Genomic DNA, 13,429 nt, shown 5'->3' on the forward strand with positions numbered 1-13,429 from the left:
CACGAGCCCCGCCTCCCCCTCCCGTCGCGCGCCCGGCCACGTGGCCCGGGCGAGCGCGAGGACGTCCGAGCGACCCCCTCCGGTCCCCCGACGACCGTCGTCCCGCCCTCGGACGAAGCCTCTCCGATCACGGTGCGCAGGCACATCAGAAGAAATGACTAGCCCGACGGGTCGACCACGTACGCCGCTGGACGCCGCCGCTCGCGCGCGCCTAGCGTCGTCGCCGTGCCAGGTCAGGGGGTCGCCGGAGCCCACGGCCGGGGGGATGGCGCCACCGCGGCGGACCCGCCGCCGTGGCGCGCCGCCGACGCCGCCGTCCTGGCGCGGTGCTGGGAGCGGGTGCAGACCGGCGGCGCGCTCACCGTCGTCCTCACCGGCGACGCCGGTGCCGGCAAGACGCGTCTGGTCCGCGGCCTGGCCGAGCGCGCGGAGGCCGACGGCGGCGTCGTGATCACCGGCGCCGCGGTCGACGTCGGCGAGCAGCTCCCGCTCTGGCCGGTGGCCACCGGGCTGCGCCGCCTGCTGCGCGCGCCCGACGACGCGGCGCCGCCCGTCCTCGCCGCCCGCGCCGCCCTCGCGTCCTGGCGCGACGAGCTCGCCCCGCTGCTCGACCCCGGGCCCGCCGCGACGCCCCCGTCCGGCGGGCACCTGCTCGAGCTGGTGCGCCGGGTGCTCGTCGCGCTCGCCGCCGACGCGCCCGTCCTGCTCGTCGTCGACGACCTGCACTGGGCCGACCGGACCACCCGCGAGCTCGTCGTCTCCCTCGTCGCGCACCTGACCGACGAGCCGATCCTGCTGGTCGCCACCGCCCGCTCCGAGGCGCTCGACGTGACCCACCCGCTGCGCCGGATGCTGCCCGAGCTCGCCCGCGACCGGGCCGTGCGCGCCATCGAGCTGGCGCCGCTGCCCCGCGCACGCGTCGAGGAGATCGTGCGCGACGCCGGCGGCGCCCCGGACCTCACCGAGCTGGTGTGGCGGCGCTCGGCCGGCAACCCGTTCATCGTCGCCGAGACCCTCGCCGCCGTCGCCGACGGTGCCGCCGACGGCCTCTCCCCCGGCCTGCGCGGGCTGGTCCTCGGCCGGCTCGCCGGGCTGCGCCCGCTCGCCCAGACCGTCGTGGCCGCGCTCGCGCTCGGCGAGGAGCCGGTACCCCACCGCCTGCTCGCCGAGGTGGTGCACACCGACGAGGACGACCTGCTCGCCGCGCTGCGGGAGGCGGCCGAGGCGGCGATGGTCGTCGTCGACCCGGAGGTCGAGGGCTACGCGCTGCGCCACGGGCTCATGCGCGACGTCGTCGCCGCCGAGCTGATGCCCGGGGAGCGGCGGGGCCTGCACCGCCGCTACGCCGTGGCCTACGACGCCGTCCTCGGCGACGTGCCCGACCTCCCGCCCGCCGCGTCGTTGCGCCGCGCGCACCACTGGGCCCGCGCCGACGACCCCGAGCGCGCCCTGCCCGCGGTGGTGCACGCCGCGACCGTCGCCGAGCAGATCCACGAGTTCGGCACCGCGCACCGGCAGTGGATGGCGGCGCTCGCGCTCGCCGCCGCGCGCTCGGCGCCCCCGTCCGCGCGGCTCCTGCCCGACCACCGCCCGCCGGCCCTGCCCCCGGCGGGCGGCGACGACCCCGAGGCGGGCGTGCTGCTCGCCCGCGCCGCCGACATGGCCCAGCTGGCCGGCGAGTACGACGCCGCCGTCGACCTGCTGCGCCGCCTCGTCCCCGACCCCGCCGCCGCGGGGAGCGCCGAGCTGCCCTCGGTGGTGCGGCTGGGGCGCTCGCTGCTCGACGCCGGGCGTACCGGCGATGCGGTGGCGGTGCTGCACGACGCCGGGCGCGCCGCGGACCGGGTCGGCATCTCGGACCAGGACCCCGCCCTGGCCGCCGTGCACGCCGCACACGCCGAGGCGCTGCTGATCACCGGCGACGTGCGCGGGGCCAAGGAGGAGGCCGAGCGGGCCCTCGCCGTGTCGCGCCGGCAGGGCGAGCACCCGGAGCAGGCGCCGATGCTCGCGACGCTGGGCTCGGCGCTGGCCTATCTCGAGAACCCCGACGCGGGGCTCGCCGCCGTGGCCGACGGCCTGATGATCGCCGAGCGCACGGGCGACGCCGCCGCCGTCGGGCGCGCCTACCAGGCGTGGGCGGACCTGCTGTCCGGCCCGCTGGGCGAGCTCCACGAGGGCGTCGAGATCGCGCGGCAGGGCGTGGCGCGGATGCGCGACCTCGGGCTGGCCCGCTCCGCCGGGGTCCGGCTGCTCGCGACCACCGCGAACGGCCTGTTCCGCCTCGGGCGCTGGGCCGAGGCCTCCGACGCGGTCGACGAGGCCTGGGCGCTGTCGCCGACCGGGGCGGACGCGCTCGAGGTCCGGCTCGCGCGCTGCCGCCTGCAGGTCGGGCGCGGCGAGTTCGTCGAGGCCGACGAGGACCTGCGCGCCGTGGACCTCCTCGCGCTCGACGGGACGGGCGAGGACTCCGTGTCTCCCGACGACGAGGCGACCGCGCCGCCCCGGCGCGGCACCGTCGCCTCGCGCTACCGGGTCCCGCTGCTGACCCTGCGCTCCGGCGTCGAGATGTGGCGGGGGCGCCCGGACCTCGCTCGCACGCTGGTCGCGCGGGGTCTCGACGTCGCGGAGCACACCCCCGACGACGTCTTCCTCGTCGCCCCGCTGGTCTGGCACGGGCTGCGCGCCGAGGCCGAGGCGGCCGCGCGCGGGATGGCGACCGACCGCACCGCGCTGGACCGCCTCGCGCGCCACGTCGTCCACCTCGAGCGGCGGGTGCCGCACACGGTGCCGGCGCTGCGGCGCACGGTGCTCGCGTACGTGACGATGTGCCGCGCGGAGGCGGGCCGCGCCGCCGGCGCCTCCGACCCCGACGCCTGGGCACGGGTCGCCGAGATGTGGGGCGCGCAGCTCAACCCCTACCCGGCGGCGTACGCGATGCTCCGCCGCGCCGAGGCGCTGCTCGCGACGGGCACCCGGCGCGGCGAGGCCGCCCGCGCGCTGCGCTCGGCGGCGGAGACCGCGACCGCCATGGGCGCGGGGCCGTTCCTCGACGAGATCGCCGGGCTCGCCCGCCGCGCCCGGCTCGACGTCGCGCACGCGGGCGACGCGCAGGTCGCGACCCGGGGCGCCGGCGAGACCACCGCCGCCGCCCGCCGGGCCCCCGAGCTCGCCGCGCTGACCTCCCGCGAGCACGAGGTCCTCGCCGTCCTCGCCGACGGGCTGTCGAACCGCGAGATCGCCCACCGCCTCTACATCAGCGAGCGCACCGTCGCCGTCCACGTGTCGCGGGTCCTCGCCAAGACCGGCACCCGCTCACGGACACAAGCGGCCGCCCTGCTCCAACGCGTCCGTGCCCGTCCCACCGGCCCCGAACGAGGTTCCCGTGCCTGATCCGCTGGAGGAGAACAAGGAACTGCTGAAGCCACTTGCGGCGCAGCGGCCACGGAAGATCGAGGAGGTCGTCGCGGTCCTGCACGACATCCGAGAGGTCGCCGACCAGCTGCCGGGCGACGGCGACCGGGACGGCATCGCCTGCTTCACCGACCTTTATCACACGATCACGGTGGACGTGCTGGAGAAGTTCGAGGCCGGCGGGCTCTTCTTCTGCAAGGACTTCATCGTCGAGCTGGACGTGCAGTTCGCCCTCCGCTACCTGCGCGCGCTGGACTCCTGGCTGTTGGGCCGGGCCACGCCCCGCTGCTGGGAGATCCTCTTCGAGCGCCGCCGGAAGGATCGCGGCGAATGGCGCTTCGCGGCGACCGGGGTCAACGCCCACGTCAACTTCGACCTCGCCTTCGCGCTGCTCGACGTGTGGGAGCAGCACCCCGACGACCCGCTGTCCGCCGAGCGGGAGCAGCGCGCGGACTACCAGGCGATCAACAAGATCTTCCGCGACAACATGGACCAGCTCTGCGAGGACCACGACGCACCCTGGACCCTCTGGCCGACGATCCTGGAGGACGGCGGCTGGGTGGACCGTGCCTTCAACCTCGGCGGCGACATGCTCGTCCGGCGGACGCGCGACGTCGCCTGGCGCGAGGCTGCGGAGCTCTGGCCTCAGCGGGAGCGGGAGGGCTACCGCGACGACAAGGAATCGGAGCTCGACCGCAGCGCCCGGACCCTCGCCGGCCTGTTCATCTGACGACCGCCCGTAGTCTCGGGCCGTGCCCCGTCGCAGCCCGCCGCTCCCGCCACGCGACGGGCTCGACCCGGCGCGGGTGCGGATGCCCGACGACGGTCCGTGGGCGACGCTGCGCGACCACCTCGTCGACCGGCTGCCCGTCCCGTCCGCGCGCGTGGACGCGATGCTCGCCGAGGGCCGGATCGTCGACCACGACGGGCCGCTCGGGCCGGACGCGCCGTTCGTGCCCCGGTCGGTGATCTGGTTCCACCGCGACCTGCCCGACGAGGCGCCGGTGCCGTTCGACCTCGACGTCGTGCACCGCGACGAGGAGATCGTCGTCGTCGACAAGCCGCACTTCCTCGCGACGATCCCCCGCGGGCGCCACGTCCGCGAGACCGCGCTGGTCCGGCTGCGCCACCAGCTCGGGCTGCCGATGCTGAGCCCGGCGCACCGGCTGGACCGGGTGACCGCGGGCCTCGTCCTCTTCGTCGTCGAGCCCGCGCGGCGCGGGACCTACCAGAACCTGTTCCGCGACCGGCGCGTCGCGAAGGCCTACGAGGCGATCGCCCCGTACGACCCGGCACTGGCGCTGCCGCGGGTGGTCCGCAGCCGGATCGTCAAGGAGCGCGGCGTGGTGACCGCGCAGGAGGTGCCCGGCGAGCCGAACGCGGAGACGCTGGTGGAGCTGGTCGAGGTGCGCGACGGCGCCGACCCTCCCGCCCGAGCCCGCTACCGGCTCACCCCGCGCACCGGACGCACCCACCAGCTGCGCGTGCACATGAGCTCGCTGGGCCTGCCGCTGCTCGGCGACCCGTTCTACCCCGAGGTGCGCGACGTCCCGCTCGACGACTTCCGCGCGCCCCTGCAGCTCCTGGCCCGCGAGCTCGCGTTCCCCGACCCGCGCACCGGCGAGGAGCGGCGCTTCACCAGCCGGCGCACGCTGCAGGCCTGGGACGACCCGACCGGCTGGGAGGCTGGGGTGTGACCGACACCGATCCCCTCATCGTCACCGCGCTGCTCGACGAGGAGGCCCGGGCGGAGCTCGACGCACAGCGCCGCCGGCTCTTCCCGTCGAAGCGGCTCGTCGTCGGGGCGCACCTGACGTTGTTCCACGCGCTGCCGGGCCACCGCGCGGACGAGGTCACCGCCGCCTTGGACGAGCTCGCGGCGCGCGCGCCGATCCCCGGCCGGGTCCGGGCGCCGTTCGCGCTCGGACGGGGCGTGGCCTACCGGATCGAGGCGCCCGGGCTCGACACCGTGCACGCGGCGATCGCCCGGCGCTTCGCCGACGACCTGACCCGCCAGGACGCGCGACGGCCGCACCACCACGTCACGGTGCAGAACAAGGTGGACCCCGAGACCGCGAAGGCGACGCTCGCGGAGCTCGTCGCCACGCACTCCCCCTACCCCGCGACGGTGGTCGGCCTCGCGCTCTGGCGCTACCGGGGCGGCCCGTGGGACGCGGCCGGCGAGTTCCCGTTCCGCGGGTCACCGGAGCCGGGATGACGGAGCAGGGAAAGACAGAACGGCCCGTCCCCCTCGCCGGGGACGGGCCGTGGGCCGTTCTCGTGCTCCTGCGAGCGCGGTGGGCCTAGAAGTAGGTCTTGCGGCCACCCACGCCACGGCCGACGGCGCCCAGGATCGTCAGGATGAGGCCGACGACCGCGAGGATGGCGCCGATCGTGTAGAGGATCGAGATGCCGGTGACGGCACCGATGATGATGAGAATGACGCCGAGAATGATCACTTGCTGACTCCTGGGTACGAAGGGCCCCTCGGGGCGGGGTCAGCCTGATACCCGGCGCCGTCGGGCGAGAACCCCGGCATTCGGACCATTCCTTGCTCACGCATTCGGCGCACACCGACCTCGCCGAAACCGTTCCTTCGTGAGAATCGCCGAGACGCGCCGACCCGATCGGTGATCGTCCGGGTCCGGTGGTGTGAACCCGCCCGCGCGGCCTCTGCCCGGAGCCCCCCGGACGAACGAACGGCGCTCTCGCTGCCTCGGAAGCAGCGAAAGCGCCGTTCGTTCTTCGCGCCGGCGCGCGACCGGCCCAGCGCGCCTAGTCCGTCTGGACCGTCAGGCCCCACCCGGTGAGCTGCCCCTGGTCGATGCCGACGCCGTCGACGACCTGCAGGCGCCACTCGCCGCCGGCCTGTTGCCCGACGAGCGGGGCGAGCGGGCTGCCCGGGGTGGTGCTGTCGAGGTTCAGCTGCAGGCCCGGGTTCGCGCGGCTGCAGTCCTGCGGGTCCGCGAGCGTCACCGGGGTGCCCTGCGGCGAGATCAGCGTGACCGTCAGGTCGCAGGTGAAGGGGTGGGCGATCGACGCCTCGACGTGGACGTTCTGCACCTGCCCGGAGCCGTCGAGCGCGATCGTGTCGGTGACGCCGGCCGGGTCGGCGTCGGGGATCGCGGCGCTGTTCGCCGACACCCCGATCAGCGTGCTGCCGCCGGAGAGCAGCAGCACGGTCCCGACGATGCCCGCGACGAGGACGAGCGCGACGCCGCCGACCAGCCAGCCGATCCAGCCTCGCTTGCGGGGCGCCGGCGGGGGCGGGCCGTAGCCGGCGCCCGGGTACGCGCCGGTCGGGGGCTGACCGGGCGGGGTGGGGTACGCGCCCCACGGCTGGTCGTAGCTGGGCTGTCCGTACCCCGGCTGCCCGGACGCCGGTGGTGCGCCCCCGTACGCGGTCGGATCGAACGTCGGCGCGTACGCGGTGGGCTGGGCCGACGCCGGCACCTGACTGACGACCGCGGTCGGCTGCGACGACTGCTCGCCGTCACCGGCAGCGAAAGGGGACGGCGGGACGACGGTGCTCATGAGGTGCTCCGGGGGGACGAGCGGCGATGGTCTCGACGCACAGTAATCAAGAGCGGAGCTGAACCGCCTCCCGTTCACTCGTTCAGCTCAATGACGACTTCGCTCGGTGAGTGATGTGCGTCGCTGGCCCGAAAAGCTTTGACGTCCTACTATTTGCCGAGCACCGACCTGGACTGCGAGGAAGCATGACGGACGAGCTGTACGTCCCGACCCACCCGATCCGCTTCGTCACCGCGGCGAGCCTCTTCGACGGGCACGACGCGGCGATCAACATCATGCGGCGGATCCTCCAGCGCCAGGGGGCGGAGGTCGTCCACCTGGGCCACAACCGGTCCGTGGACGAGGTGGTCACGGCCGCGATCCAGGAGGACGCCCAGGGCGTCGCGATCAGCTCCTACCAGGGCGGGCACGTCGAGTACTTCTCGTACCTCGTCGACCTGCTCCGCGAGCGCGGTGCCGGGCACGTCAAGGTCTACGGCGGCGGTGGCGGCGTCATCGTCCAGGACGAGATCGACCAGCTGCACGCCCACGGCGTCGCGCACATCTTCTCCCCGACCGACGGCCAGCGCATGGGCCTGCCCGGGATGATCAACACGATGATCAGGGCCTGCGACGTCGACCTCGGCGCCGAGCCGCCGTCGAGCTGGGACGGGGTCTTCACCGGCGAGCCCGCGACGCTCGCCCGCGCGCTCTCGGTCGCCGAGGCGGGCGGGCTGCCCGACGAGGTCCGCGAGCGCGCCCGCACGACCGTCGAGGGCAAGAACGTGCCGGTCCTCGGCATCACGGGCACCGGCGGCTCGGGCAAGTCGTCGCTCACCGACGAGCTCGTGCGCCGCTTCCGCCTCGACCAGGAGGACAAGCTCCGGATCGCGGTCCTCGCCGTCGACCCGACGCGGCGCAAGGGCGGCGGGGCGCTGCTCGGCGACCGCATCCGCATGAACTCGCTCGGCGGGGCGCAGGTCTACTTCCGCTCGATGGCCTCGCGCGGCGGCGGGGGCACGCTGCCCGAGAACCTCGGCGACGCGATCCTGCTGCTGCGCGCGTCGGGCGCCGACCTGGTGATCGTCGAGACCCCGGGCATCGGCCAGGGTGACGCTGGGATCGTCGACTTCGTCGACTCCTCGCTCTACGTCATGACGCCCGAGTTCGGCGCCGCGTCGCAGCTCGAGAAGATCGACATGCTGGACTTCGCCGACGCCGTCGCGATCAACAAGTTCGAGCGCCGCGGCGCCGACGACGCCCGCCGCGACGTGTCCCGCCAGCTCGTCCGCAACCGCGACGCGTTCTCCTCGTCGTGGGAGGACATGCCGGTCTTCGGCACCAGCGCCGCGACGTTCCACGACGACGGCGTCACCGCGCTCTACGGCTACCTGCGCACGATGCTCGGCGAGCACGGGCTGACGATCGGCGAGGGCCGGCTCACGATCCCGGACTCCAAGGTCTCCACCGACTTCGCCGCCTCGATCCCGCCGGAACGCGCCCGCTACCTCGCCGACATCGCCGGCACCGTGCGCGGCTACCACGACGAGACGTCCTCGATGGTGACTGCGGCCCGCCGTCGCGCGGCCCTGCGCACCGCCAGCGAGGCCCTCGGCGATCGCGAGGCCGGCGAGCTGCCCGCCGTGCTCGCCGAGGCCGAGCGCGACCTGCCCGGCGAGGCCGCGGCGCTGCTCGACGCCTGGCCGCAGACCGTCGAGGACTACGCGGGCGACGAGATGGTCGTCCACGTGCGCGACAAGGAGCTGCGCACCCAGCTCACCCGCGAGACGCTCTCGGGGAACAAGGTCAACCGGGTCTCGCTGCCGCCGTTCACCGCCGACGAGGAGGTCCTGCGCTTCCTGCGCAAGGAGAACCTGCCCGGGCACTTCCCGTTCACGGCCGGGGTGTTCTCGTTCAAGCGCGAGGGCGAGGACCCGGCGCGCATGTTCGCCGGCGAGGGCGACGCGTTCCGCACCAACCGACGGTTCCACTACCTCTCCGAGGACTCGCCGGCCAAGCGCCTCTCGACCGCGTTCGACTCGGTGACCCTCTACGGCCACGACCCGGCGACCCCGCCCGACGTCTACGGCAAGGTCGGCACCTCCGGGGTGTCGATCGCGTCGCTCGACGACATGAAGGTCCTGTACTCGGGCTTCGACCTGAGCTCGCCGACGACGTCGGTGTCGATGACCATCAACGGCCCGGCGCCGGCGATCCTCGCCTACTTCCTCAACACCGCCGTCGACCAGCAGGTGGACGCGTTCACCGAGGAGAAGGGACGCGAGCCGAGCGAGTCCGAGCGCGCCGAGCTCGCCGAGCACGCGTACCAGAACGTCCGCGGCACGGTGCAGGCCGACATCCTCAAGGAGGACCAGGGCCAGAACACCTGCATCTTCTCCACCGAGTTCTCGCTGCGGATGATGGCGGACATCCAGGAGTGGTTCATCCGCCACAAGGTCCGCAACTTCTACTCGGTGTCGATCTCCGGCTACCACATCGCCGAGGCCGGGGCGAACCCCATCAGCCAGCTCGCGTTCACGCTGGCCAACGGGTTCACCTACGTCGAGTCCTACCTCGCGCGCGGGATGGACATCGACGACTTCGCGCCCAACCTGTCGTTCTTCTTCTCCAACGGCATGGACGCCGAGTACTCCGTGATCGGCCGCGTGGCCCGCCGGATCTGGTCGGTCGCGATGCGCGAGCGCTACGGCGCGAACGAGCGCAGCCAGAAGCTGAAGTACCACGTGCAGACGTCGGGCCGTTCCCTGCACGCGCAGGAGATGAACTTCAACGACATCCGCACGACGCTCCAGGCGCTCTGCGCGCTCTACGACAACGCGAACTCCCTGCACACCAACGCCTACGACGAGGCCGTGACCACGCCGTCGCAGGAGTCGGTGCGCCGCGCGCTGGCGATCCAGCTGATCATCAACCGCGAGTGGGGCCTCTCGATGAACGAGAACCCGCTGCAGGGCTCCTTCGTCATCGACGAGCTCACCGACCTCGTCGAGGAGGCCGTGCTCAAGGAGTTCGACTCGATCGCCGAGCGCGGCGGCGTCCTCGGGGCGATGGAGACCGGTTACCAGCGCGGCAAGATCCAGGACGAGTCGATGCTCTACGAGTCGCGCAAGCACGACGGCTCGCTGCCCCTCGTCGGCGTCAACACCTTCCTGCCGCCCGAGGACGCCGAGCAGGAGGGGCACGAGCTCGAGCTCGCGCGCGGCACCGAGGAGGAGAAGAAGGGCCAGCTCGAGCGCGTCGCCGACTTCCAGTCGCGCCACGCCAACACGGCGCCCGAGGCCCTGCGCCGGCTGCAGGACGCGGCGACGTCGGGCGAGAACGTCTTCGACGAGCTCATGGTCGCGGCCCGCGTGTGCACCCTCGGCCAGCTCACCGACGCGTTCTTCGAGGTCGGCGGGCAGTACCGCCGCTCGATGTAGGTACGTGAGCGAAATTCCCGGCTATAGCCGGGAATTTCGCTCACATGGCGGCGAGCTGCTCGTCGAGCGCCGCGACGAAGCGGTCGACGCCGTCCTCGCCGCCGAGGATGCCGGTGTCCGCGCGCACCCCGAGGCGCACGCGCCCGGCGTAGCTCAGGATCGAGACGCCGAGCGCGAGGTGGCCCGAGCAGGGCACCCAGAACAGGGCGTCGCGGACGCGGGTGCCGGCGATCCGCAGCGGCGCGACGGGCCCCGGCACGTTCGAGATGATCACCGAGGACGTCGTCGCGTAGCGGGCCACGAGTGCGCGGGTCCAGGCCGGGCGGCCGTGGCCCGACCCGGCGATGCCGGCGAAGGTCGCGAGCCCCTGGTTCGTGCGCTTGATCGTCTCCATCGCCGCGTGCACGCGCTCGACCCGCCGCCCGGGGTCGGCCTCGTCGGTGGGCAGCGGCGGGAGCACGAGGCCCACCTCGTTGCCGAGCTCGTCGGAGATCGGGCGGTCGAGCGGGCGCATGTTGATCGGCATCACGGCGCGCAGGCGCGGGAGCTCGTCACCCGCGAACGAGCGCAGCGCCCCGGCGATCGCGGCGCACAGGACGTCGTTGACGCTGGCGCCGTACGGCTTGCCGGCGGCCTTCACCGTCTCCAGGGGCACCACCGACGTCCAGCGCGCCGACTTGGCCGTGCCCGGCTCGCCCAGCAGCGACGACGGCGCGTCCTGCGGCGGGCGCGCCAGCATCGCCGTCGACGTCCGCACGGCGCGACCGGTGGCGCGCAGCTCCGCGGCACCCTCGTCGCTGCCCGCCGCGCGCACCTTGTCCCGCAGCGTCGCGACGCGGTCGCGCACCTCCCGGTGCAGCAGGCGCCAGTCGTGCGCCCGCCGCGGCCGGCGCGGCGCCTCGGCGTACGCGGCCGGAGTGCCCTCCGCCGCCGGGTCGTCGGACAGGACGTGGAAGAGGTGGTTCAGCGCGACCCCGTCGGCGAGGCCGTGGTGGATGTTCACCAAGAGCGCCGCACCGCCCTCGTAGCCCGAGACGAGGTGCAGCGACCACCACGGCCGGTCGGCGGGCAGCGGCTGCGACATCACGGCGCCGACGTGGCGGGCGAGCGCGGCGTCGTCGCCCGGCGCCGCGAGCTCGACGGCGCGGACGTGCTCGTCGAGATCGGGCGGGGCGTCGACCCACCGCGCCGGACCGAGCCGCCCGACCGGCCACGTCGGGCGCTGCCGCAGCCCGGGGTACGCCGCGACCCAGCGGTCCCGGACGCGCTCGCGCAGCACCGTGATGTCGACCGGGCCCTCGCAGAAGAGGATCCCGTGCACCACCATCCGGTTGGTCGGCTGCTCGAGCTGCAGCCACGCGGTGTCGATGCCCGACGCCCAACGATCCACTGTTCGTGTGCCTCCGCTCACGGTGTGATGGCGGTACCGACGGTATCGGACACCATTCCGACGCTTCCTGCGGCACCCTGGGGGCATGAACGTCGTCGACGACGAGGGCCGCCGCGTCACGCTCCCCGCGACCGTCAGCCGGGTGGTCAGCCTCGTCCCGTCGCTCACCGAGGCCGTCGGGGTCACCGAGCCCGGGCTGCTGGTGGGCGCGACGGACTGGTGCACCCATCCGGACGACCTCGACGAGCACGGGGTCACCCGCGTCCGCGGGACCAAGAACCCCGACATCGAGACGATCGTTGCGCTGCGCCCGGACCTCGTCCTGGCCAACGCCGAGGAGAACAAGCCCGAGGAGCTCGAGAAGCTGCGCGACGCGGGGCTCGCGGTGTACGTCACCGACATCCGCACCGTCGACGGGGCGCTGCGCTCGCTGGAGCGGATGCTCGCCGCCTGCGGCCTGGAGCGTCCGGCATGGATCGACGGCGCGCGGGCGGCCTGGGACGCGCTCCCGCTGCCCGACGCCCCGCGCCGCGCCGTGGTGCCGATCTGGCGCAAGCCGTGGATGGCCGTCGGGTCCGACACCTTCACCGGCGCCGTCCTGGCCCGGCTCGGGGTGGACAACGTGCTCGACGACTCGCCCGAGCGCTACCCGCGGTTCGATCCCGCCGACCTGCCCGCCCACGACCTCGTCGTGCTCCCCGACGAGCCCTACCGGTTCACCGCCGACGACGGGCCCGAGGCGTTCGACGCCCCGTCCGCGCTGGTCAGCGGGCGCCTGCTCACCTGGTACGGCCCCAGCCTGCTCGACGCCGCCCGCGTGCTGCCCGGGGCCCTCGCGGCCGCGGAGGAGCGGGCGGCGGCGCGCTGAGGTCCTACGCCGAGGCCGCCCGCACCTCGTCGTGGGAGCCCTCGACGTCGATGCGTGCGAGCGCGCCGGCGAGGCGGCCGATCTTCTCGGGCTGGTCGCCGTAGCGGGCGAGGTCCTCGGGGCACTCCCCCAGCCCGAGGGCCGCGGCGGCACGCAGGGCCCGGGCGTCGGCGAACGGCGAGACCTCGTCCCAGAGCGCCTGCACCTCGCGGAAGAACACGTCGGCGACGCCGTCGTCCACGCCGGGCAGGTCGGTCAGCAGCGCGCGCTCGCGGGCGGGGTCCTGCCCGGCCTCGTCGCGCAGCGTGCGCAGGTCGCCGTCCCACGTGGCCGCGAGCGAGGACGCGAGCGCGACCAGCGTCGCCGCGGCGGTGGAGGCGCTGTCGTCGTCGTCGCCGCGGTCCCCCCTCTCGCTGCCCTCGACCGCGGCGCCGAGCTCCTTGGCGACGTCCTGCTCGCTCGCCGCGGCGAGGTCGGTCGCCGTGTGCCAGCGGTTGGTCACTTCGTGGGCGGCGCGGGCCGCGGCGCCGCTCTCGCCGCGCGGGGCGACGACGAACGCGGCCACCAACAGACCGAAGAGGCTCGCGGGGTTGTTGGTGCGCCCCAGCCCGATCTCCTCGGCGAACCCGCGGCCCTCGCGGGCGAGGACGGCGCGGGCGGTCAGCTTCTGGTCTTCACGCAGCGTGTCGTCCATGGGCGCGGGGCTACCCGCACCTAATGGGGCTACACCGGCGTGGTCGTGGTCCAGACTCCGGTGTCCGAGCCGCCGGCCGGTGAGCACTGTCCGAACCGGATCCCAGATGGTTG

10 protein-coding genes are annotated in these 13,429 nt (G+C 74.3%); 6 read left to right on the forward strand and 4 right to left on the reverse strand.

The features are described 5' to 3' along the window. The first annotated feature begins 225 nt into the window (after positions 1 to 225). The 4 genes from EV188_RS33050 to EV188_RS26350 all read left to right on the forward strand — a co-directional run bounded on the left by EV188_RS33050 (position 226) and on the right by EV188_RS26350 (position 5,629). On the forward strand, positions 226 to 3,390 hold the full coding sequence (locus EV188_RS33050; protein ID WP_133829285.1) for a helix-turn-helix transcriptional regulator: 3,165 nt from the start codon (positions 226 to 228) through the stop codon (positions 3,388 to 3,390). Beyond that, entirely contained in the window at positions 3,383 to 4,141 is a 759-nt protein-coding gene (locus EV188_RS26340; protein WP_133829286.1) for a DUF5995 family protein, read from the forward strand. Before EV188_RS33050 ends, EV188_RS26340 begins: the two co-directional genes overlap by 8 nt. A gap of 82 nt (positions 4,142 to 4,223) precedes the next feature. Continuing rightward, on the forward strand, positions 4,224 to 5,108 hold the full coding sequence (locus EV188_RS26345; protein ID WP_133829319.1) for an RluA family pseudouridine synthase: 885 nt from the start codon (positions 4,224 to 4,226) through the stop codon (positions 5,106 to 5,108). Continuing rightward, a complete protein-coding gene (locus EV188_RS26350) occupies positions 5,105 to 5,629 on the forward strand; it encodes a 2'-5' RNA ligase family protein (RefSeq protein WP_133829287.1) in 525 nt (174 codons plus the stop codon). Before EV188_RS26345 ends, EV188_RS26350 begins: the two co-directional genes overlap by 4 nt. Before the next feature lie 85 nt (positions 5,630 to 5,714). On the opposite strand, the gene EV188_RS31970 is transcribed toward EV188_RS26350, so the two are convergent. Then, a complete protein-coding gene (locus EV188_RS31970; protein ID WP_166660086.1) occupies positions 5,715 to 5,870 on the reverse strand; it encodes a hypothetical protein in 156 nt (51 codons plus the stop codon). A 316-nt stretch (positions 5,871 to 6,186) separates the two neighbouring features. After that, positions 6,187 to 6,945 carry a proprotein convertase P-domain-containing protein gene (locus tag EV188_RS26355; RefSeq protein ID WP_133829288.1) on the reverse strand — a complete coding sequence of 253 codons (759 nt, stop codon included), beginning with the start codon at positions 6,943 to 6,945 and terminating at the stop codon, positions 6,187 to 6,189. Positions 6,946 to 7,130: 185 nt separating this feature from the next. Between EV188_RS26355 and icmF the strand changes: the two genes are divergently transcribed. Then, entirely contained in the window at positions 7,131 to 10,364 is a 3,234-nt protein-coding gene (icmF, locus tag EV188_RS26360; RefSeq protein ID WP_133829289.1) for a fused isobutyryl-CoA mutase/GTPase IcmF, read from the forward strand. A gap of 40 nt (positions 10,365 to 10,404) precedes the next feature. Here the strand turns inward: icmF and EV188_RS26365 are convergent, their stop codons facing one another. Next, complete coding sequence (locus EV188_RS26365; protein ID WP_133829290.1) at positions 10,405 to 11,754, reverse strand: wax ester/triacylglycerol synthase domain-containing protein; 1,350 nt, start codon at positions 11,752 to 11,754, stop codon at positions 10,405 to 10,407. An 85-nt stretch (positions 11,755 to 11,839) separates the two neighbouring features. Here EV188_RS26365 and EV188_RS26370 point away from each other — a divergent pair, with 85 nt between their 5' ends. Continuing rightward, a complete protein-coding gene (locus EV188_RS26370; protein ID WP_133829291.1) occupies positions 11,840 to 12,622 on the forward strand; it encodes a helical backbone metal receptor in 783 nt (260 codons plus the stop codon). 4 nt (positions 12,623 to 12,626) lie between these two features. Here EV188_RS26370 and EV188_RS26375 read toward each other — a convergent pair whose 3' ends face one another. Further along, positions 12,627 to 13,316 carry a hypothetical protein gene (locus EV188_RS26375; RefSeq protein ID WP_133829292.1) on the reverse strand — a complete coding sequence of 230 codons (690 nt, stop codon included), beginning with the start codon at positions 13,314 to 13,316 and terminating at the stop codon, positions 12,627 to 12,629. Positions 13,317 to 13,429: the final 113 nt, after the last annotated feature.

Origin of the sequence: Actinomycetospora succinea (assembly GCF_004363095.1) — a bacterium.
GTDB classification, from domain to species: Bacteria; Actinomycetota; Actinomycetes; order Mycobacteriales; family Pseudonocardiaceae; genus Actinomycetospora; species Actinomycetospora succinea.